We start from the raw sequence: 20,184 nt of genomic DNA, 5'->3' as shown, positions 1-20,184 counted from the left end.
CAGATTCGTCGCGGAAATCCACGGTCGGATTCAGCGTGGACACGCCGTCCCCCTGCGAGAGGTCCTACATCACGCGGTAGGCAGGGGCGAGCTGTCCCGAAGAATCGTTTCCCTTCAGATGGATCGCCTTAAAGAAAATATCCACACGCAGCAGAAACTCTTGCACGAGCTTGAGAATGTATCGAGCCGGATGCAAAGGAACGATCTGGTTACCGTAGAGTATTTCACGAATATCATGCGAATGATGAGAATGAATCATGAGAAATTTTTAGCCAAGAGGAAATCGTTCCCGACAGGCGTATTGTGTATTCGTACACGTTGGACATGGATGACAAGCGGATGTCCGTCTGCCTGAAATGCCGCTCCCACATAACCCATTACAATTTAGAGCCAGTGGACATAAAAAAAGATGACCCTGATGAATTAAAGGGGCATCTCCTGGCAGCTTAACTCAGCGGTGTTTTGTTGAAACTGTTTACAATCCGGGCCAGTGTTCAACGCTGCCGAACAGTAACAACAAAAAAACAATTGAATGCAAATTAACGCTATGATACAATCATTAGCGTCATTGACAATCAAAATATGTACAACGGTATATTTTATCCCTACTTTAATTGTACATCTGGAATTTTGATTTGTCAATAATCTTTTTCACCCCCAAAAAAAACGGAAAAAGGAGTGTGTTGAGGGGAAATGGAGGCGAAGGATTGGCAGGAGGAACAGGAGCGGCTGGAACAGGTCCGGAACAAGCTGCAGGCGAGAATCGCCGAACTGGAGCCGGATGTTGAGGGGCTGCGTGATCAGGCTTCAGACATCCGCAAGCGGTTTTGGGAAGATCTTACGATTAACACAAGCACGGGCGGAGATTTCGAAGAGACTTACTACACGATTAACCAGCAGTCCGCGTTATTGGCCGAACGGGAGCGCCGACACAAGCTGCTGACGGAGCAATGGAAACGCATGAACCGTCTGCTCCCGTCTCCTTATTTCGGACGCTTCGACTTTAAGGAGGATGGTCTGGACTTCAGCGAGCAGATTTATATCGGCGTCTCTTCCTTCGTCGACGAAGACGGATTGAGCTTTCTGATTTATGACTGGCGCACGCCAATCGCGAGCCTGTACTACGACTACCCCCCCGGCCCGGCGTCTTATGTCACGCTGTCCGGACGATTCGAAGGGGTGATGGAGCTCAAGCGGCAGTTTCAGATTCAAAACGGGCAAATCCGCAACATGTTTGACACGAGCGAAACGATCGGAGACGAAATGCTGCAGCAGGTGCTCGGCAAAGGCGCAGATTCGCAAATGAAGAGCATCGTGGCAACCATCCAGAAGGAACAAAACGCCATCATCCGCGACGACAGCAGCCGGATGCTTATCGTGCAGGGGGCAGCCGGTAGCGGCAAGACTTCCGCGGCGTTGCAGCGAGTGGCGTACTTGCTGTACAAACACCGCCAGACGATCAAGGCTGATCAGATCGTTCTTTTCTCGCCGAATCCGATGTTTGCCGGTTATATCTCCACCGTCCTTCCGGAGCTCGGCGAAGAGAATATGCAGCAGACGACATTTCAGGAATATCTCGATTATTGGCTCGGCTCCTCGCTGCGGCCGGAGGATCCTTTTGACCAGATCGAATATGTGCTGACCTCGCAAGGAGCGCCGGGGTACGAGGCTCGCCTTCAGGGGATCGGGTATAAAGCATCCGAGGCTTTCCTGCAAGCCCTGCAAAACTATGCAATGTGGTTGGGACAGGAAGGCATGCGGTTCAACAGTATTCGGTTTCGGGACCGCGATTTGATTACCGCGGAGCGAATGAAGGCGGAGTTTTACGGCCATGACCACTCCCTGCCGTTGTTCAATCGTGTCCTACTTTTGCAGGAATGGCTGCTGAATGAACTTGCTTCGCTGGAACGCGCGGAACGAGAAGCTCCTTGGGTACAGGAAGAGTTGAATTATCTTGACACCGAGCAGTACGTGGAGGCCTTCGAAATGCTGCATAAAGAGAAGGAAGTATTCGAAATTGCAGAAAAATACGCCACTCGTGAGAACGAACGCCGGGGAGATGAAGGCGACTTTGACTTCGGCCTTAAGGAGGAAGAGCTGCTTCGCCGAAGGATCGTGAAAGAAGGCTTTAAAGCGCTTAGGAAAAACGTGAAGAAATTCTCGTTCGTCGATATCAAGAGTTTATATGGGCAACTATTTGAGAGCGAAGCCCCTTATCGGGAGAAAACGAATGGGGCCGACGTCCCTCCGCTGTGGGCTGAAATATGCGGGCAAACCAAGGAAGCGCTGCTCCGAAGCGAGTTGCTCCACGAGGATGCGACTCCGTATTTGTATTTAAGAGAACTGATCGAAGGCGTCCGGACGAACACGGAAATCCGGCATGTCTTCGTTGACGAGGGACAGGATTATTCGGCGTTTCAATATGAATATCTAAAAAAGCTGTTTCCCCGTGCCCGGATGACGGTGCTCGGCGATTTCGGGCAAGCGATTTATATGCAGTCTACAAGTTTGGACGCAGCTGATTCGCCACTGGTCCGCCTTTTCGGTGAAACCGAAACACGCCTTGTCCGCCTTGTACGTAGTTATCGTTCAACCAAGGAGATTGTTGAATTTACGAAATCGATGCTTCCGGGCGGGGAAGACATTGCACCGTTTGAAAGGGGTGGCCCAAAGCCCCTTCTGACGAGACTGGACGGCGGTGAGAAGCGTGATGCGCAAATTCTGGCAGACATCGCCGCGCTAACGGCCGAGGGCTTCGATTCCATTGCCGTCATTACGAAGACCGCAGCCGAAAGCCGGGAGGCCCATGAATCGTTACGGATTCATGGAGGTGAAGCTCTGCAGCTCATTACGAAGGAGACGCCGGGCTTTGAAAAAGGAGTGATGATCATTCCCGTTTATCTCGCCAAGGGTGTCGAGTTTGATGCAGTCTTGGTCTATGATGCTTCGCCCGAAGCTTACGGCCGGGACAACGAACGCAAGCTTCTTTATACGGCTTGTACGCGGGCCATGCACCGGCTTCATCTTTACACGACGGGCGATTGGTCGCCGTTCGTGCAGGCATTGCCTGCGAATTTGTACGAGAAAGCACCCTATTAACGGATCGGGGATGACGTCGGCCGCGATAAGCTGCTCTCATGATTCTGCAAATTTTGGGCGCCATGATCATGGTTATTCTGGACAGCACCGTTGTCAATAATGCCATTCCGAAACTCATAATACTTCGACACCGATCTGAAGATGATAAATGGTCCGTCACCGTCTATCCCGCCGGCCTTATCCGCCGGTCCCAGTTGATCTAAAAAACCATCGCTCATAACGACACTTTCAACTGCTGCATCATCCCATACAATCGTCGTGATAATCCCTCCAACGTTACAGCATCAACTGGCCAATTACCGCACTGGTAAACTCTTGTCAAATGTTTTTATATCAATTTAATGGTTAGGAGAGATATTGAATGAGTACTTTCGTTCTCGGCTTTCAGGAAATGGAAAAAACGCAGCTTTTACTCGTTGGCGGAAAAGGGTTGAATTTGGGGAAATTATCAAAAATTGAAGGAATACAAGTACCCGAGGGATTTTGTGTTACAACCGCGGGGTATCAAAAAGCCATCGGACAAAACGAAGCGTATCATGCTTTATTGGATCGCCTAACCATGTTAAAAGTAGATGATCGAGACCAAATTGGGGAAATCAGCAGGAAGATCCGGCAGATCATTTTGGAAGTAGAAATTCCTTCCGATGTAGTAGAAGCTGTTACTCGCTATCTCTCCCGGTTTGGCGAGGAACATGCGTATGCTGTGCGTTCCAGCGCGACTGCTGAGGATTTGCCGCATGCCTCTTTTGCCGGTCAACAAGACACCTATTTAAACATCATCGGCATCGATGCCATCTTGCAGCATATCAGCAAATGCTGGGCTTCCCTATTTACGGATCGTGCGGTCATCTACCGCATGCAAAATGGATTTGACCACAGTCAAGTATATTTATCCGTTATCGTTCAAAGGATGGTCTTCCCACAGGCTTCTGGGATTTTATTTACCGCTGATCCAATTACCGGAAACCGAAAGTTGCTTTCGATCGATGCCAGTTTTGGACTCGGAGAAGCGCTGGTCTCCGGCTTGGTTTCTGCCGATGTTTATAAAGTGCGGGATGAGCAAATCGTCGACAAGAGGATTACAACCAAAAAAATCGCGATCTACGGACGGAAAGAAGGCGGGACAGAGACCCGGCAGCTCAATCCTGATCAGCAAAAGAGTCAAACGCTTACGGATGACCAAATTTTACAACTGGCACGCACAGGAAGACAGATCGAAGCTCATTTCAGCCAGCCCCAAGACATCGAATGGTGTTTGGCTGATGATACCCTTTATATTGTCCAGAGCCGGCCGATCACCACTTTATATCCCATTCCTGAAGCAAATGACCAGGAGAATCACGTGTATGTGTCTGTCGGCCATCAGCAAATGATGACGGATCCCTTTAAACCGCTTGGGATATCCGTTTGGGTGTTAACAGGTGCCAGCCCCATGTTTAAAACGGCTGGCGGAAGGCTGTTTGTGGATATCACGAAGGGCTTGGCTTCGACAACTGGCAGGCAAAATTTATTGGGTGTTTTAGGACACTCCGATCCGCTCATAAAAGACGCGCTTATTACCATCATAGAGCGGGCAGATTTTATAAAGCTGGACCCGAATGACCAGAGCGAACCGGGTCCCGTAAAAAGCCATATAGGTATGTCAGCTACGGATATTCTGGCAGAAGCAGGAAGCGATCCGGCAATTGTTGCTAATTTGATTAAGAGCAGTGAGACATCGTTATTAGCGTTAAAACAGAATCTCCAAACGAAATCAGGATTGGATGTATTTGATTGTATCCTGGAAGATATGCAGCAACGGAGGCAGCGTGCGTCAGATCTGAAAAATTTGAATGTGATTATGGCCGCTATGCATGCTTCTGCATGGATCAATGAAAAAATGGATGACTGGTTAGGTGAAAAAAACGTAGCAGACACACTTTCCCTATCTGTACCTAACAACGTCACTTCTGAAATGGGAATGGAGCTACTGGATGTTGCAGATGTGATTCGTCCCTATCCGGAAATAATTGAGTTTCTAGAACAGGTAAAGGATGATAGCTTTTTAGATGAATTGGTTCAATTCGAAGGTGGGCAGCAGGTACGTGATGCTATTACTGCTTTTCTCGACAAATATGGAATGCGATGTGCCGGGGAGATCGATATTACAAGAACACGCTGGAGTGAAAAACCAAGTATACTGGTGCCTATGATCCTCAGTAACATCAAAAACCTTGAGCCTGGCGCCAGCAAACGAAAATTTGAGCAGGGGCGACAGGAAGCTTTGGAGAAAGAAGAGGATTTATTGGCCCGATTGAAACAACTACCGGATGGTGAACAAAAAGCCGAAGAGACAAAACAAATGATCGACCTGATCCGGAATTTCAGCGGTTATCGTGAATATCCGAAATACGACATTGTTAGTCGCTACTTCATTTATAAACAGGCTTTACTTAAGGAAGCGGAACGACTCGTACAAGCGGGAGTTCTTTATGAAAAAGAAGATATTTACTATCTCGCTTTTGAAGAACTTCAAGAAGTTGTTCGCACAAATAAATTAGATTACCAGATTATCAGCAAGCGGAAGGACGAGGATAAATTATATGAAAAACTAACTCCGCCACGTGTGATTACGTCTGATGGCGAAATCATTACGGGTCAGTACAAAAGGGAAAATATCCCCGCCGGAGCTATTGCAGGTCTTGCCGTTTCTTCGGGTGTTATCGAAGGGAGGGCACGGGTGATCCTGAATATGGAAGAGGCTGATCTGGAAGATGGCGATATACTTGTGACTGCCTTTACCGATCCCAGCTGGACTCCATTGTTTTTATCTATAAAAGGCTTAGTTACGGAAGTCGGCGGACTGATGACCCATGGAGCCGTTATAGCACGTGAATATGGCTTGCCAGCGGTTGTAGGTGTGGAGAACGCGACCAAATTGATAAAAGATGGGCAACGAATTCGCGTGCATGGAACAGAAGGGTATATCGAATTATTGTAATGTTAAGAAGTTGGGATACTGGAAAGCCGTTTTTAAGTTTTAGATACCAAAACACCGTCAGTATTACTGGCGGTGTTTTATTACGTTTTGATCCTGCTTTTCTTTTAGCAAGCAATGGTTCTACAGATTGATTTTGTATATCCATGTAATTAAAGTTTGATTGCCAAGCGTAATAACGCATTAAAAAAAGTAGAAGACATGTCAATTGTGACACTTTGAGTGTCGAGGGACAAGAACATAGTCCGATTACCGGTTAGATGAATATCTAAGTAAACCCAATGCAATTTCATTAAGCTAACAGGCATGATAATTCAATGTTCATATGGAATACAAGGTAATCGATTTGAGGAGGGGTTGCGTGCTTTTTCATTTTAGCGAAGACGCTAGTATCAAAGTATTTATTCCTAAAGAGAAACAAAATCGTCCTGATTTTCCTGCGGTAGTTCGGGCAATTGATGAAGAACATGAGTTTACATACTATTTCCCGAGGGATTGTCCTCGCATTGTGTGTAGGAAAGACGAGGAGACAACGGACCAACATTTGCAACTTTTCTTCAAAAATTCAATTACTGATACCATAGTTACGGTGGAAAGTGATTGGTATACGAAGATTTCAACACAGACCATTTATAGATATTGCTTTGACGATGATCTGATTTCTCTCCTATGTGATGGAATGCACATTTACTCATTTCGATTCAATATACAAATTGACATGCTGTCATACCTGTACATAGCCATGCATATATATCCCCGAGAATGTAGGTATGGGAGGCGGATGAATGGACGGTAACAAAGCTAACAATCAGGCAAACGGTCGAAGCTGGCAGGGAGGCAATGCTCAATCACAATGGAGTGCTATGCAGTCGTCGGAACACCATTCGCAGACGGTAGGGGAACGGGGACCGATCCTGGAACAGGACAGCATGCTGCATGAAACACTTGAAACCTTTGTCCACGAAAAAATATTAGAGCGTCCGGTCCACGTGAAGGGGTTTGGTGCCTTGGGTTATTTTGAAACCCTTCACTCGATGGCCGCTTATACGAACCTGTGCTTCTTGCAGCAGCCGGGACAACGGGTACCCGTTACAGTTCGTTTCTCACTTGCGGTCAGCAACAAAGGGACACCAGATACATCCCGCAACGTGCGTGGATTCTCGACGAAATTTTATACCGAGCTTGGTGTTTTCGACCTGCTCTGTAATCATATCCCTGTGTTCCTCGTACGAGACCCGATCCGGTTCCCTGAGTCAATTCATGCTTTCCTGCCATCACCAGTTAACAATCTCATTGATCCGAATCGATTCTGGGGTTTCGTTGCTACAGCGCCAGAGGCAACCCATTTCGTTGTACGTCTGTACTCGGACGAAGGGACGGTCAAGAGTTTCCGCCATACACCAGGACACAGTGTTAACACCTATGTTTGGAAAAATGCACAGAACGTCCGCTTCTACGTCAAATATCGCTGGATTCCGTTGGCTGGAGAGCAATATATCGATGCGCAAGAAGCAGCTCGTTTGGCCTGCGAGAACCCGGATTATTCGGGTAAAGATCTGTATGACACGATTGCCAAAGGCACACCAGTCCAATACGGGCTGTATGTGCAGTTGATGAACCCACAGGATGAGGCGATGCTGTCGTTCGATCCGCTGGATGACACGAAAGTGTGGGATGTGAATCATTTCCCTCCGCTGCCAGTTGGTCGACTAGTATTGGATACGAACCCTACTAATTATCAGGAGCAGATCGAAAAGCTGGCATTCTCCCCGTCAAATCTTCTGGATGGTGCCGAGCTGTCCGATGATAAAATGCTGCAAGGTCGCAGCAATATTTATTGGGATTCACAGCGGCATCGCCTCGGATCGGATTTCCGCAAAATTCCGATTAACCATCAAGCAAACTGGTCACCGACTGAACAGGTAACGAGCGGGGCAGGTCGCTATGTAGCTGGCCGTCTCGTTCGATCCGATATTCCGAAGGCCGATAATTTCACGCAAGCGGGACAATTCTACCAATCGCTCACACAAGTTCAGCAGGATCATCTTGTTCAGAACCTCGCTGATGACTTATCGGCGGCTTCTCATGAGATTCAGAGGGTTGTGTTAGGCTATTTATTCCAGGCAGATGCAACATTAGCCGATAGGGTAGCACGTCAGATTGCCGCACCGAAGAAGGGATGATTCACGCAATTACATGAAGAAGAATAAGGTCAATCAATCCATTCGGTTGGCCTTTTTTGGATCATAGCTTTAGTTGTGGATGGCACTGCAGGATATGTGCTAAAAAATAGCGGAAGACAAGAACATGATGACTTTGAAAGTCGTATTCTATGCGGCTTTTTTTGTTTGAAGTTTACAAATTCTTGTCATAACTCAATGACAAGAATTTTTCTCAAGAACTAACATGAGGACACACAACAAAAGAGCCAAATAATTTAAGTACATTGTGCGGATCGATTGTATTTTTAGAAGGGAGCTAAGAACATGGAATGGCCATCAAACGTTAGTTCAATAGAAGACAAGAAGGGAGCTGTTAACGAGATCGGCTGCTTTTGTTCAACTAACGGGCAGTTTAATGCAACTGAAGGAATTCCGGGAAATATGGGGAATTCTATTTTTACCCCCTATGGGAGATATCAGTAAAGTGAGGGAGATACAATGAGTCAAACCGTAAATAAATTTGAAAAAGAAATAACAAAAAGAGTGCGGATGAAATATCTCTTACATTTGCCAGATCATTATGAAAAAGAATCCTCAAATAAGTGGCCTTTAATCTTATTTCTTCACGGGGCAGGTGAACGTGGAGATGATCTGGAGTTGGTAAAAGCACATGGAATTCCTATGATAGCAGAACGCGATCCTTCTTTTCCATTCATTACGATTTCCCCTCAATGCCCGGAGGATTCTTTTTGGAATGCTGAACAAGACGGATTGATGGCATTAGTAGATGAGATCATTGCAAACTATAACGTAGATCCAGATCGGATATACTTGACGGGGCTAAGCATGGGTGGTTATGGGACGTGGCACTTAGCAGCAGAATATCCAGGAAGGTTCGCAGCTATCGCTCCAATATGTGGTGGAGGTAACCCCAACCGTGTACATGAACTAATAGGAACACCCACCTGGGCATTCCATGGCGCGAAGGATGATATAGTTCCTATTGCTGAATCAAAAAAAATGGTAGACGCACTTCGCGAAAACGGTGGAAATGTCTCTTTCACAATTTATCCTAAGTCGAATCACAACTCCTGGACAGAAACATACGATAATCCGGAATTATATAGCTGGTTTCTAGGTCATTCTTTAATGGTAAGGAAATGAAGTTGTTACACTAACGGAAACTTGCTCGACGGCAGCTCTTTTCGGGTGACAAACACATAGTAACATTAGAAGCCGCTGATTATGCGGCTTTATATATTTATGTTATCAAGTTCTTGTCAAAACACAATGACAAGAACTTGATAACATTCCCGATATGATTTCATCGACGGCGGTAGACGCCCTTTTATTAAACTAACGGGCAGTTTAGTGGTACAGCATATAAGTGAAACCGTTTTAACTGGAACTTATAACTTGTCCCCAGCGTCATATTATTTAGAACAATATTATAGAGGAGGACTTAATGAAAAAACAATATGTGTTGATATTGATTATGATTTTAACTTTGGTCGGATGCAATATTAAATCAATTTCGCTTACTGGGGAGAGTGCAAGTTGGAGTGGCGAATACACAGCAAACATTACTGGAGATAAGTAAAGTGGAAAGTTCATTTTTGGTTATAAAAATGCGACGGGTAAAGAACTAAATAATTTAGAAATTACCATTAATGATGGGAAACAAGTACTTAAAGAGGGGAACTACAAAGGAGCAATAATTGAAATGCCTTCTAGTTGTTCAGGCTGTGCAGTAACGAACGAAACTATGCCTATTAAAGTAGAAATTAAATGGGATGACAAAGAAGAAACTTTTCACTTAAAAACAAAAGACCAATAGAGAAATCAAAGGATCCTTTATAGCCATATTTATCCTTGGGACGAATCGAAGAGATTGAAGTCGGAGACTATGACGAGAACTTGTACCGATTGCCGTAATGGACAAGAACATGAGCCAATTACCGATTAGACAAGTATCTAACTATATTTCCATGCAATTTCATTAAGTTAACGGTCAGGATAGTTATAGCAATTCATGAGAAACCGGGCATGCTGTTGGATGATACAATATACATAGAGGAGGATGCATATGGAACGTGTAATCCTGATGATGAATGTGCGAGAAAACCAGGGAGGAGAGTCAGTCGCATGGCAAAGATTGTTTTTGCGTTGAACCAGTCTCTGGACGGGTTCGTCGACCATATGGCATTTCAGCCCGCCCCCGTGCTATTCCGTCATTTCATCGAAGACGTGCGCGGTCTGACGGGTATCCTGTACGGGCGCCGCATGTACGAGACCATGCGATATTGGGACGGAGACCATTTTGAATGGGATGCGCCGGAAAGGGAATACGCAGCGGCGTGGCAAAGCAAACCGAAGTGGGTGGTGTCGAGGACGTTAAAGTCCGTCGGTCCGAACGCTTCTCTGATCGAGGGCGACCTCGCAGCGGCCATACGTGGGCTAAAGGCTCAGCATGAAGGGAAGATTGAAGTTGCCGGGCCGGAGTTGGCCCACAGTCTAACGGAGCTCGGTCTAGTTGATGAGTATCGACTCTATATCCATCCAGTCGTGCTGGGTCACGGCAAGCCATTCTTCGGCGGTCCGCGGCCGCCGCTGCACCTCGTGGCAAGCGATCGAATTGGCGAGCAGGTGATCAGGTTGACCTACGTTCCAGCTTAGTTTTGCGGTTGACCCAGCGACCTAAAGGGACGAAAGTTCAATAAAACAGCGTAGTAAGTGCTGCATAAATTGCAAGACGACAAGAACATACTCGCTTAATAGGCATTTCGGAAACGTGGATTGTTCTTATCTTTATATTAATCACCTGTAACAGAAGAAGGGGGCGCATCTGTTGCTCGCCCGGCCTTAAATCCGGAAGCGAGCAGCAGGACCAAAAATCCCACGGCGACGCCCCACAAAATCAAGGCGTTTGAGCCAACTGCGCCCAGTCCCCCGAAGTACATTACTTCCCGTAACCCTCCTGCCGCGAACCGCAGTGGCGTCCACGAATAGATCCAATCTCGCGTCGTCTGCGACAAGAACTCCGGAGCCATGTTCAACAGCGGCATGGAGAAGAACATTAGAAGTACGAGCAGCGGTATTGCCCGGAATCCGATCCAATTTAGCAAGGAGGATTGCAACAAGAAGAACGCCGATCCAGCCAACCATAAGAACAACCACGTCTCCCCCGCGTTCGCCAGTTCCATGCCGTACCACGACGAAGCCATCCATATGGTGAAGCACGAGGCCATGCCGACGATCGCAAGCCCCCCGATAGCTTGCAGCGCGCTGACGGTCCATCTCCTTGAACCCGCGGCGACCGCCTTCTGGCTAGCCAGGAACAAGACGACTCCGGTCACCATGCTGCCGATCCAAATAATCTGGGTAAACAAACCCGGCGCATTCCCCGACGCATTATTCGCTCCCGGTGGATGCACGACTTCCTCCTGAACGTTCACCGGTGTCATTAAAGCTTTAGCCGATTGAACCGGAATCTGCTCCGTTTGCTGTCCGATCTGCCCAAGCAGCTGCTGCAACAGTTCCCCGTTGATCATTTTCAACGCTTGCCCCATTGCCTGTCTTACGACCATCGAGGCTTGGGTGTTCATACCCTCGTTGGAGATGATTTTCACATTAGGGTGAATCGGCGAGTGAGTTGCTAACGAGAGTAAACCGCTGCTCAGATCCGCCGGAATCACCATCGCTCCGTAATATTCGCGTTTATCCAGTCCTTCCCGAGCCTTTTGCTCGGAATCCACGACATGCCAGACGAAGGGCATTGCCGGGTTCGACAACAACTTATCCTGGATCATTTCCCCTACCGCAAACGTTCCTCCAGTCGACAGCTCCGTCGGCTGGTCCAGGATAACGAGGGCCACCGGGAGCTCCTTTGGCTTCGATCCTAGCACCGATCCCATCATCGCTAACCCGAATACGGTCAACACGATCAGGACAAGCACCATTCCCAGCCACATCATTTTTTGTGTCAGCATTTTCATGATCCTTTACTCCTCATTTCTTTATAATGAACAGATTGTTGATTATCAACCGCAATGTTCATTTGTGAAAGGTTCACCATAAATATGGCTGCACCACACGGTCACTTCATTGCAATGAATAAAAATAGCGTTGCAGCAACGCTTCTGTATCCATTTGATTACACGATTTATCACTCAAGTACATTCGTGAAGCGAAAGACATCACCGTACTTAAATTCGGCGATGTCTTTCTTCCGATTCAGCTACACAAACTTCAAAATCTACTGTTTGAATTTTTTCGTTTTTCTGCCGGCAGTATGGCCTCGATTACGTCCCAATGCTCAGCGATCTTTCCATCCTCTACGCGGAACAAATCGTAGAAAGCAGTATGTTGACCATCAAATAGACCTTCACTTACTGTAAGAACAAAATTGCCTTGTCCGATTACTTGATGGACATAAGTATATTCAAACTCAATATTTTTCTCCTTCAGAGCCTGCAAAGCAGCGTGAAGACCGGAAAGACCGTCTGCAATATGCGGACTATGCTGAATGTAGTTATCTCCATCAAAGTAAGAGGCAAGCAGGTCAGGGTTCTTCCCGAGCAAGATGTTCTCAACATAGCTTTTGACAAATGCTTTGTTGGCATCCGTCTTGTCGAGATCCTTAATCGTAATCGGTCCGTCAATCATCGTATGTTTGCTTGGTGTCTTCTCCACCATCTCTTGCAAATTGTCCCAATGTTCAACGATTAGTCCATTCTCAAAACGGAAGATATCATATACGATTTTAGGGCCGTGAAAATCATATACAGAATGAAGAGCAACATAATTTCCGTCGACTAAAATCCGCTTAATGCTTACCTTAGTACCAATCTCCTTTAAATGATCAAGTGCGCCAAGCATGGCTTCACGACCATCGAGTAAGGCCTGATTGTGCTGAATATATTGATCTGGATGAACATAAGCCGTAATCGCTTCGGGGTTGCCGCTCTCAAAACTTTCCAGTACGGCGACTGCCTTACGAACAAGCTCATTTTGATGGTTGGATGTCATTGAAATATCCTCCTTGGATTTTTTTAGTCATTAGATAAATAATGAACAATATGTTGTTTATTTATCTAATGCTTATTATAATAGAGGTTAATATAACGCTCAATATTCAATATTTTTAGTTTTGAAGTATAACAGACAACTCATAAAACTTTGTCGCTTAACGACCTAAAAATAATTTAGGGGGAACGAAAACAATGAACAAGAAAACCGACCTAAGAATACTGCGCACGAAACAATCGATTCGAAAAGCGTTTTATGAGCTTATTCGGGAAAAGGGATATGAAGCGATAACGATCCAGGATATTGCCGATCGGGCTATGATCAATCGAAACACTTTTTATCTCCACTACCAAAATAAACCTGATTTATTAGATACATGTATGAATGAATTGTTGAGCGAATTAAAGGATGCGGTCGTTCTTTGTCCCATCAGCATGAATCCTTTCAGTATTTCTCTACTCGAAACAGTCATGCAAACGGTACTGAAACATATTTCCCTAAATATGACCTTTTATCATTCCATGTTAATTGAAGAGAATAGAATCTATCAGTTTCAAGCGAAAATGGAGAATATCATTAAAGAGAAATTAATGGAGGGGTGGAAACCTGCTCAGGGAAACTCCCCATTAGCGATATCCAAGGAATTGCTGCTCGAATACCTCGGATCGTCTTTCATGGGGATTGTAATTTGGTGGATTAAAAACGATAAGCCCCTTCCTACAGATGAAGTTTCATCTCAGTTTAGTAGAATCGTTGCCTACGGGCATTTAAGAGCTGCCGGCATCGCCGTCGAGGAATAAAATTAGCGAGGGTAGAAGGAGCATGATTCAGCGCTGGGACGTCTTTTTTAGAACCATGGTAACTTTCTAAGTTGGAGGTTTTTGATCCTGCCGATAAGGCCATTGCAACGCCGATTTATATTGAAGAGGTCTATTTTAATGACATACCATCAAAACTAAGATAGCCATAACGTAGAGGGATTTAAGGAATCAAGTTTTATCCCAACATGAGGATAAGAACTTGATTCCATTGACATAAAGGACGGTGCTTGTTCAATCATCTACAGACCTTGCCTTAGCTGGGTAAGGGGGAGGCAGTTACACACCTCAAACGAATTACTAATCCGTAATGTTTCCGCACCAGCGAGTGATTCCTTCATTTATGGTTTGCATTGGATTCGGATCGGATAGAGGAATCGCCCAGGCAATATGTCCATCCGGCCGAATAAGCGCCGTGTGGACGTCGTTCCAATCCGCGTCAGCCTCAGCCAAAGAGGCATGTACAACTTGAAGATGGCTATACGTTTCCCATTGGCCGCTATTCTGTTCATTAGAATGGAAATGCAACAGAAGAAAAGTACCTTTCTGCAGGAGCGGATAGGAGTTCACCAATTGCCCGTCTTTCAGCTTTAAGCTGAGATCCTTGAACCGTTTCCCGTTTAAAGGATGGGGAGGCGCTTCGGCGTCGGATGCATAATGTACATCCATTGCGGAAATTTGTGCAGCGATTTGATAATTAGCCTCCGGTATTTGAATCAGATCAGCCAGCATGCTTCGCAGTTCCGTGATGGGAGGAGTCGCGTCCAGAAGCAGGGTTTGGACCTCGGTATTCCGGAGCAAGGCCGTATTCCATGGAAAACGTTCGGCATGATAACTGTCCAATAGCCAGTCCGGGGCCCAGCCTTTGATTGCTCCTGCAAGCTTCCAGCCTAAGTTCATCGCTTCTTGTAAGCCGACGTTCATTCCCTGTCCACCAGCGGGAAAATGAATGTGCGCCGAATCTCCCGCCAAGAACAATCGAACATTCCGATAGCGTCCCGCTTGCCGCGTAGCATTTCCGAAACGGGACATCCATTTCACATCGTTCAATCCCAAGTCGCTTCCGGTCGTACGGATGAGCGATGAACGAAACTCTTCCAATGTAACGGTCTCATCCTTAGAGATGTTACGTCTCTCCATATCGATCATCAAGACTCGATAGATATGATCATTGATTGGCATGATGCTGACCAATCCTTTTTCTGTAATCCGGGATATGACACTCATAGGAGCTAAATCAGATAGAACGGCATCGCCCAGAATAGCCGTGAAGGTCGCATCTGTACCTTCGAATGATATATTTGCATGTTTGCGAACCAAACTTCTGGCTCCGTCCGTACCTACCACATAAGCAGATTTTAACGTTGTTTCTCCATAAGGTCCGGCGATCTTCACGTCGACCCCATCCTCATCCTGATGCACAGATAGAGCCTCAACCTCTCTCCAGACCTCTGCGCCAAGGCTAAGAGCCCATTCCTCCAACACCTGCTCCGTCTCACTTTGCGGTAAAAAGAGGGTGTGATTGGAAGAAGAATCCAACATCGAAAAATCCAAAGGAGTTTCTAATCCGGCAAAATGCCCTCTTGAAAGTAAGCGGCCTTTACTGATTAATTTTGATTTCACTCCACGCATATCTAATATTTCAAGGGTTCGTGGATGTACGGTAAGCGCACGTGAATATGGAGTTGTCTCTTTTAATCGCTCAATAACGCAGACCTTTACACCGGCTAATGCCAATTCTCCAGCCAACATCATGCCGACAGGTCCGCCACCGATAAGGATGACTTCATATTTCATATAAATAACCTCTTTTCTTAAATATTATGGGAAGATCACGATAGCGTCTATTTCGATAAGCCATTCAGGATCGGCTAGTGCTTGAACGCCTATATAGGTACTTGCTGTCTTCGGCCAGTTAGGGCCAAACACATGAAATCCGGCGTCAAAAATAATCGAAATCAGTTTCGGGTTGTGGTTTACCACAAAAATATTCATTTTTGCAATGTACAATGGATCCGCCCGCGCGGCTTCCAATGCATACTTAAGATTGGTAAACACTTGAATTGCTTGCGCGTAATAGTCCCCTGAACCGACCAACGCTCCCGTTTCATCTACAGAAACCTGACCTGAAATGAAAGCCAGTTTGGAGGCAGTAGTTACCACGACATGAGAAATTACAGATGTAACCTTATCCGTCAATGTCTTCGGATTCACGATTTCCATAGGCAGGTATGCTCCTCCTTCATTAAATATTGTTTCGTTAGAATCTTTTTTTATTGTTTGTTAAAAGGAGAGTGACAAAAGTTATATATAATTTTAGTTTCATATGAAACAATATTATTGTACTTGGTCACTCTTTATTCTGTCAACCCCAAGCTCAATATGAGTATGCCCGTTTGTTTCTCAGAGAACAATCTATGATATAATAAAACAAATAAGTCGAGGAGCCAGCATAATCATGGATACTGCCAGTAAGAACAAAAGCTCCATTCATGAATTTTTCGTTCAGTTTCTTGAGCAAAAAGAGCAATATGAAACCCGAATAACTGCCACATACCTGGAGGATATCCGGAAGCATATTGAATCGGAATTCAGCTTGAATATGACGGAACTGCACACCATTGCGTGCATTGGAGAGCAGGAGCCGATCAATCTCACTTCCATCGCGGAGAGAATGAATTTAAGTAAAGGAAATACCTCCAAGATCGCAAATAAATTACTAAAGGCAGGTTGGGTGCGAAAAGCCCAGCTCAACGACAACAAAAAGGAAGTGTATTTTCGGCTAACGCCTGTCGGCAAAAAGCTATTTGCTGCTCATGATGAGCTTCATGCGAAGGAAAAGCAAAGAATGTACGAATTTTTGGAAAGATATAATGAAAGTGAGCTCGAATTTATTAAACGGCTGTTTGGAGATATGGTTGACTTCTATCGCTAAACGTACCTCAACAAACCGTACATGAATACGCCGCCTTTTAGAAGGCAAGAAGCGATCCGGCCAAACGAGGCGGGAGATGGAGCCTCCGCCTTCAAAGGATCCCCGATCCGAATAGAAGAAAAAGAGAGTGAGCTCCCTCACAGGCATTGGGCCGGCGGGGGAGCTCGCTGTCTTTCTCTAGAGCTTTATTTGGATTCAATTCGACCAATTGAATGGGTCGTCTCGGACAAAGTCTGTTTCACTGCCGACCAGTTGGTCTGCTCAATATCGAGTACATGTCGAAGGTAAGCCCATGTAACCTTCTGGATCAGGGCAACTCGTTCTGGGTTTTCGTCTGTTGTTTCTTTAACCTCGTAACCAGCGATCCCTCCAAGTGAGTGTTCTGCATCAAAAAGGGTGAGCAGGCTCTCGGCTCCCGGGCTGAGGAAGTAAGGGTCGGTCATCCAATCCGGCCCGCGAACGGTCAGCTGATATTTGTTAGGAGTGTCGTCCTGATCCCCGACGACCACGAGGGTGGGCTTGGTCATGTGCTCGAAGCTCACGTTCAGATGCGGCATCTTCTCGGCCGCGAACGGTGTCAGGCTGTCCCCACCTTGCCCAGCGGTGGCGAATAGCACGCCTGCTTTGATGCGCGAGTCGGACAGTTCCTCTTCCTTCTTAGTCTCGGGGTTGAGGACTCGCAATCCTAACAGGTTGCCCGCCGTCTGGCCGCCGAAGGAGTGTCCGGCTGTGGCGATGCGGCTTCTGTCAAGGCGCCCGCTGAGGCCGGGAACGGCAGATTCCAGGAAATCAAGCTGATCAAGGATGCGCTTCATGTCTTCCACTCGGAAACGCCATATCCGTGGTGTGCGGGGATCGTCCTGAGGGAGACCCAATGTCCTTGAGTCGAGATGGGTAGGTTGAATGACTACGAAGCCGTGTGCAGCCCAGAAGTCAACCAAGGGGCCGTAACCCTCCAACGATGAGCCAGAACCGTGTGAGAAAACAATAATAGGTAAGTTACGACCGGTCGTCGGCGCGGAGACTCTCACTTGCAGATTCTCGCCACGGCCTGGGGCTGAAAGCACTATCGGCTTCACCGAGACGACTGGAGAGGGTGCGGTAATCTTTAGTTCCATAATTAATGTTCCTGCCCTTCTTAAGATAGATTTTTGCCGGGAGTTTTCTCCCTGTCAGATCCCATAATAAAAGTTGGAGTCGAATCCAAGTCAAGGGGCGAAAACAAAAAAGTTGATTAAGGATAAATGATGGAAATAAGTTTGACTTGGAGTATGCTCCAAGATGTATAATGCTCAAAACGGCAATTTAGGGAGGAGACATAATGGAAGAACAAACTTTTACGATCAAGCAAGTCGCCGAGCAAACCGGTATTTCCGAGGATACAATCCGCTATTACGAAAAGATCATGCTGCTGCCTCAGGCAGAACGGAAGGAAAACAGGCATCGCTTTTATCGAAAAGAGGACATTTATAGGATCAAGCAAATAACCTGCCTCAAAAAAACGGGAATGTCGCTCGAGGCTATGCGGCCATTTTTGGCTGCCTCAGTCGACTCCGATTCCGTTAATTATCCTGAACTGGTGGATCAATTAAGAAGTCAACGTGAACATATTATGATTCAAATTTCCTCGCTTCAGCAGATCGTTGATTTTATTGACATAAAGCTGAAAGAAGGTAGGCCCCAATAATTAAAGCTCGATGCGGGCTTTTTTATACACGAGTTGTAATCAATGCAGTTACAACTGTAGCGGTTACAACAAATCAAATATTGGAGGTAAAATGATGAAAATTTTAGTTGCAGGTGCAACATGAAAATTTGAACATTATTGTATCCGGATACGATTTACGTCCAGGAGAAACCATCATCATCGTCACTAATAGCGGAATAAATGCGGTTCCGATTGAAGTTACATTGGAGTGTAAGAAACGCGGTCTGCATGTGTCTGCCTTGACGAACTTTAAACAAATCGGAAGAGCGTTCCCGACATTCGAGCGGTATGCGACTTTTCGAGGTGGCGGATGATGTCCTGGATACCTATGGTGCTCCCGGAGATGCCATGCTTCAGCATGACAAGTATCGGGAACATTAAGCAAACGGGTAATCCATAACGACGATTCCTTCAACAGACGTGCCAATGGATTGCAATAAACTTTGATGCAGGGGATGCTGAATATAATCTCGGCAAGCCTGTCGATCCTCAAAAGTGACACGTATCCCCAGCGTAAATCCCTGCATAAGCTCTATTTCCTCTGTAACGTTAATCCCGGCGCTAAGTTCCACGATCCCCGGAATGTTCCCTTTAAAGTCATGTGCGCGCTTTATTGCACTTTCTTTTACTTCAATAGAAACATCGGGCTTGAATTTCAATAACACGATATGCTCAAACATCTTACTCCCTCCAAGGTTTCTGTTTATTTTTGACTTTGGAGCTGCTTCAATTGGGAGAGCTCCTTCATCCATTTCACGAAATTGTCGGTTACAAGATCAAGGTACTGAATGGTAGGTTCATCGGTCAGCTCACCCTTCTCATCAAGCTTCTCATGAACAAGACCAATGTACATTTCATTTCCAGGCAACAGCGGTGAGGAAATACCGGATGCGAACAGAATGTCACGCAGATGGCCCTGCGCTTTGACCGATCCCAACAATCCCATGGAAGATCCGACGATCCATGAGGGCTTCCCGATCATGACTCGATCCACGCGGGATAACCAGTCAATCGCGTTCACCATGACGCCGGGAATGGTCGAATTATATTCCGGAGTGATCCATAACACCGCGTCGGCAGCAGCGACTTTCGCCTTAAAATCGATAACCGGCTGCGGTGGAACGGACTCGATATCCTGATCGTAAAAGGGGAGATCCCGAATGTTCAGCACATCCAACTGAAAAAGATGCTGATAACGGTTTTGAATATAACGGGCTAACTTCAGGTTGTATGAATCTTTGCGAATGCTTCCGACTATGGCGGCTACTTTCATTTTCATCACCTCAATGATAGGATCTGAATGGAGTTGAACAGGTGGGGCCGATCATCACTGTCTATCCATTCTTGCTATTCCTCCTAAGGAGGACATAAACTAGTCTAAATGGACCCGAAGAGGCTAGGAAGAGATCTAGTTATCGTAGGATTGGGAATCCTACGTTCATGAATGGGTAGGAGGC

Annotated in this window: 20 protein-coding genes and 1 pseudogene; 12 read left to right on the top strand and 9 right to left on the bottom strand. The window is 46.2% G+C overall.

Features of this window, described 5'->3' with window-relative positions; all coding sequences use genetic code 11:
• Positions 1-64 precede the first annotated feature (64 nt).
• Positions 65-259, bottom strand: a complete 195-nt coding sequence (locus tag ACOZB4_RS02280; RefSeq protein WP_379405591.1) for a hypothetical protein — start codon at positions 257-259, stop codon at positions 65-67.
• A 434-nt stretch (positions 260-693) separates the two neighbouring features.
• Here ACOZB4_RS02280 and helD point away from each other — a divergent pair, with 434 nt between their 5' ends.
• Positions 694-3,099 carry an RNA polymerase recycling motor HelD gene (helD, locus tag ACOZB4_RS02275; RefSeq protein ID WP_379405589.1) on the top strand — a complete coding sequence of 802 codons (2,406 nt, stop codon included), beginning with the start codon at positions 694-696 and terminating at the stop codon, positions 3,097-3,099.
• Here the strand turns inward: helD and ACOZB4_RS02270 are convergent.
• Complete coding sequence (locus ACOZB4_RS02270; protein ID WP_076323587.1) at positions 3,096-3,317, bottom strand: hypothetical protein; 222 nt, start codon at positions 3,315-3,317, stop codon at positions 3,096-3,098. The two genes, helD and ACOZB4_RS02270, sit on opposite strands and share 4 nt — an antisense overlap.
• Positions 3,318-3,460: 143 nt before the next feature.
• Here ACOZB4_RS02270 and ppsA point away from each other — a divergent pair, with 143 nt between their 5' ends.
• The 7 genes from ppsA to ACOZB4_RS02235 all read left to right on the top strand — a co-directional run bounded on the left by ppsA (position 3,461) and on the right by ACOZB4_RS02235 (position 10,914).
• Entirely contained in the window at positions 3,461-6,079 is a 2,619-nt protein-coding gene (gene ppsA, locus ACOZB4_RS02265) for a phosphoenolpyruvate synthase (protein WP_379405587.1), read from the top strand.
• Positions 6,079-6,210, top strand: coding sequence for a hypothetical protein (locus ACOZB4_RS02260; RefSeq protein WP_379405584.1), 132 nt, complete (start codon positions 6,079-6,081; stop codon positions 6,208-6,210). The genes ppsA and ACOZB4_RS02260 overlap by 1 nt, the downstream gene beginning before the upstream one ends.
• Positions 6,211-6,401: 191 nt before the next feature.
• On the top strand, positions 6,402-6,872 hold the full coding sequence (locus ACOZB4_RS02255) for a DUF6886 family protein (protein ID WP_379405582.1): 471 nt from the start codon (positions 6,402-6,404) through the stop codon (positions 6,870-6,872).
• Positions 6,862-8,259: a catalase gene (locus tag ACOZB4_RS02250; protein WP_379405580.1), complete on the top strand. Its 1,398-nt coding sequence runs from the start codon at positions 6,862-6,864 to the stop codon at positions 8,257-8,259. Before ACOZB4_RS02255 ends, ACOZB4_RS02250 begins: the two co-directional genes overlap by 11 nt.
• Before the next feature lie 477 nt (positions 8,260-8,736).
• Positions 8,737-9,402 carry a prolyl oligopeptidase family serine peptidase gene (locus tag ACOZB4_RS02245; protein WP_379405578.1) on the top strand — a complete coding sequence of 222 codons (666 nt, stop codon included), beginning with the start codon at positions 8,737-8,739 and terminating at the stop codon, positions 9,400-9,402.
• A gap of 301 nt (positions 9,403-9,703) precedes the next feature.
• Entirely contained in the window at positions 9,704-9,838 is a 135-nt protein-coding gene (locus ACOZB4_RS02240; RefSeq protein ID WP_379405576.1) for a hypothetical protein, read from the top strand.
• A 545-nt stretch (positions 9,839-10,383) separates the two neighbouring features.
• The gene (locus ACOZB4_RS02235; protein ID WP_379405647.1) at positions 10,384-10,914 is read left to right on the top strand and encodes a dihydrofolate reductase family protein; all 531 of its coding nucleotides are present in this window, start codon (positions 10,384-10,386) and stop codon (positions 10,912-10,914) included.
• A 137-nt stretch (positions 10,915-11,051) separates the two neighbouring features.
• On the opposite strand, the gene ACOZB4_RS02230 is transcribed toward ACOZB4_RS02235, so the two are convergent.
• Positions 11,052-12,233: a YhgE/Pip domain-containing protein gene (locus ACOZB4_RS02230; RefSeq protein WP_379405574.1), complete on the bottom strand. Its 1,182-nt coding sequence runs from the start codon at positions 12,231-12,233 to the stop codon at positions 11,052-11,054.
• A 253-nt stretch (positions 12,234-12,486) separates the two neighbouring features.
• Positions 12,487-13,266 (bottom strand): nuclear transport factor 2 family protein, encoded by a 780-nt coding sequence (locus tag ACOZB4_RS02225; RefSeq protein WP_379405572.1) that lies wholly within the window; start codon positions 13,264-13,266, stop codon positions 12,487-12,489.
• Positions 13,267-13,460: 194 nt separating this feature from the next.
• Between ACOZB4_RS02225 and ACOZB4_RS02220 the strand changes: the two genes are divergently transcribed.
• A complete protein-coding gene (locus tag ACOZB4_RS02220) occupies positions 13,461-14,066 on the top strand; it encodes a TetR/AcrR family transcriptional regulator (RefSeq protein WP_379405570.1) in 606 nt (201 codons plus the stop codon).
• Positions 14,067-14,384: 318 nt separating this feature from the next.
• Here ACOZB4_RS02220 and ACOZB4_RS02215 read toward each other — a convergent pair whose 3' ends face one another.
• Together ACOZB4_RS02215 and ACOZB4_RS02210 are read right to left on the bottom strand one after the other, a co-directional pair.
• Complete coding sequence (locus ACOZB4_RS02215; protein WP_379405568.1) at positions 14,385-15,881, bottom strand: monooxygenase; 1,497 nt, start codon at positions 15,879-15,881, stop codon at positions 14,385-14,387.
• Positions 15,882-15,905: 24 nt separating this feature from the next.
• Positions 15,906-16,307, bottom strand: a complete 402-nt coding sequence (locus tag ACOZB4_RS02210; protein WP_379405566.1) for a RidA family protein — start codon at positions 16,305-16,307, stop codon at positions 15,906-15,908.
• Between the two features lie 235 nt (positions 16,308-16,542).
• On the opposite strand from ACOZB4_RS02210, the gene ACOZB4_RS02205 reads away from it, so the two are divergent.
• Positions 16,543-17,019, top strand: a complete 477-nt coding sequence (locus ACOZB4_RS02205) for a MarR family transcriptional regulator (protein WP_379405564.1) — start codon at positions 16,543-16,545, stop codon at positions 17,017-17,019.
• A 185-nt stretch (positions 17,020-17,204) separates the two neighbouring features.
• Here ACOZB4_RS02205 and ACOZB4_RS02200 read toward each other — a convergent pair whose 3' ends face one another.
• Complete coding sequence (locus ACOZB4_RS02200; RefSeq protein ID WP_379405562.1) at positions 17,205-18,137, bottom strand: alpha/beta hydrolase family protein; 933 nt, start codon at positions 18,135-18,137, stop codon at positions 17,205-17,207.
• A 200-nt stretch (positions 18,138-18,337) separates the two neighbouring features.
• Here ACOZB4_RS02200 and ACOZB4_RS02195 point away from each other — a divergent pair.
• Both ACOZB4_RS02195 and ACOZB4_RS02190 read left to right on the top strand, forming a co-directional pair.
• Positions 18,338-18,697 (top strand): annotated as a pseudogene (locus ACOZB4_RS02195) (MerR family transcriptional regulator); the annotation flags it as partial.
• Positions 18,698-18,834: 137 nt separating this feature from the next.
• Positions 18,835-19,041 carry an SIS domain-containing protein gene (locus tag ACOZB4_RS02190; RefSeq protein ID WP_379405560.1) on the top strand — a complete coding sequence of 69 codons (207 nt, stop codon included), beginning with the start codon at positions 18,835-18,837 and terminating at the stop codon, positions 19,039-19,041.
• A gap of 63 nt (positions 19,042-19,104) precedes the next feature.
• Here ACOZB4_RS02190 and ACOZB4_RS02185 read toward each other — a convergent pair whose 3' ends face one another.
• Both ACOZB4_RS02185 and ACOZB4_RS02180 read right to left on the bottom strand, forming a co-directional pair.
• Complete coding sequence (locus ACOZB4_RS02185) at positions 19,105-19,407, bottom strand: Dabb family protein (RefSeq protein WP_379405558.1); 303 nt, start codon at positions 19,405-19,407, stop codon at positions 19,105-19,107.
• A gap of 23 nt (positions 19,408-19,430) precedes the next feature.
• Positions 19,431-20,000, bottom strand: a complete 570-nt coding sequence (locus tag ACOZB4_RS02180) for an NADPH-dependent FMN reductase (RefSeq protein ID WP_379405645.1) — start codon at positions 19,998-20,000, stop codon at positions 19,431-19,433.
• Positions 20,001-20,184 lie beyond the last annotated feature (184 nt).

Source organism: Paenibacillus sp. NPDC058898, from assembly GCF_049316025.1.
Classification (GTDB): domain Bacteria; phylum Bacillota; class Bacilli; order Paenibacillales; family Paenibacillaceae; genus Paenibacillus_AQ.
Note: the sequence above shows the minus strand (reverse complement) of the source record. Positions and strands in the feature narration are given on the sequence as shown.

What these genes read in the sequence shown, in the direction of transcription:
- ACOZB4_RS02280 (WP_379405591.1), bottom strand. Translation starts at nt 259, where the DNA reads ATGATTCATTCTCATCATTCGCATGATATTCGTGAAATACTCTACGGT.
- helD (WP_379405589.1), top strand. Translation starts at nt 694, where the DNA reads ATGGAGGCGAAGGATTGGCAGGAGGAACAGGAGCGGCTGGAACAGGTC.
- ACOZB4_RS02270 (WP_076323587.1), bottom strand. Translation starts at nt 3,317, where the DNA reads ATGAGCGATGGTTTTTTAGATCAACTGGGACCGGCGGATAAGGCCGGC.
- ppsA (WP_379405587.1), top strand. Translation starts at nt 3,461, where the DNA reads ATGAGTACTTTCGTTCTCGGCTTTCAGGAAATGGAAAAAACGCAGCTT.
- ACOZB4_RS02260 (WP_379405584.1), top strand. Translation starts at nt 6,079, where the DNA reads ATGTTAAGAAGTTGGGATACTGGAAAGCCGTTTTTAAGTTTTAGATAC.
- ACOZB4_RS02255 (WP_379405582.1), top strand. Translation starts at nt 6,402, where the DNA reads ATGGAATACAAGGTAATCGATTTGAGGAGGGGTTGCGTGCTTTTTCAT.
- ACOZB4_RS02250 (WP_379405580.1), top strand. Translation starts at nt 6,862, where the DNA reads ATGGACGGTAACAAAGCTAACAATCAGGCAAACGGTCGAAGCTGGCAG.
- ACOZB4_RS02245 (WP_379405578.1), top strand. Translation starts at nt 8,737, where the DNA reads ATGAGTCAAACCGTAAATAAATTTGAAAAAGAAATAACAAAAAGAGTG.
- ACOZB4_RS02240 (WP_379405576.1), top strand. Translation starts at nt 9,704, where the DNA reads ATGAAAAAACAATATGTGTTGATATTGATTATGATTTTAACTTTGGTC.
- ACOZB4_RS02235 (WP_379405647.1), top strand. Translation starts at nt 10,384, where the DNA reads ATGGCAAAGATTGTTTTTGCGTTGAACCAGTCTCTGGACGGGTTCGTC.
- ACOZB4_RS02230 (WP_379405574.1), bottom strand. Translation starts at nt 12,233, where the DNA reads ATGAAAATGCTGACACAAAAAATGATGTGGCTGGGAATGGTGCTTGTC.
- ACOZB4_RS02225 (WP_379405572.1), bottom strand. Translation starts at nt 13,266, where the DNA reads ATGACATCCAACCATCAAAATGAGCTTGTTCGTAAGGCAGTCGCCGTA.
- ACOZB4_RS02220 (WP_379405570.1), top strand. Translation starts at nt 13,461, where the DNA reads ATGAACAAGAAAACCGACCTAAGAATACTGCGCACGAAACAATCGATT.
- ACOZB4_RS02215 (WP_379405568.1), bottom strand. Translation starts at nt 15,881, where the DNA reads ATGAAATATGAAGTCATCCTTATCGGTGGCGGACCTGTCGGCATGATG.
- ACOZB4_RS02210 (WP_379405566.1), bottom strand. Translation starts at nt 16,307, where the DNA reads ATGGAAATCGTGAATCCGAAGACATTGACGGATAAGGTTACATCTGTA.
- ACOZB4_RS02205 (WP_379405564.1), top strand. Translation starts at nt 16,543, where the DNA reads ATGGATACTGCCAGTAAGAACAAAAGCTCCATTCATGAATTTTTCGTT.
- ACOZB4_RS02200 (WP_379405562.1), bottom strand. Translation starts at nt 18,137, where the DNA reads ATGGAACTAAAGATTACCGCACCCTCTCCAGTCGTCTCGGTGAAGCCG.
- ACOZB4_RS02185 (WP_379405558.1), bottom strand. Translation starts at nt 19,407, where the DNA reads ATGTTTGAGCATATCGTGTTATTGAAATTCAAGCCCGATGTTTCTATT.
- ACOZB4_RS02180 (WP_379405645.1), bottom strand. Translation starts at nt 20,000, where the DNA reads ATGAAAGTAGCCGCCATAGTCGGAAGCATTCGCAAAGATTCATACAAC.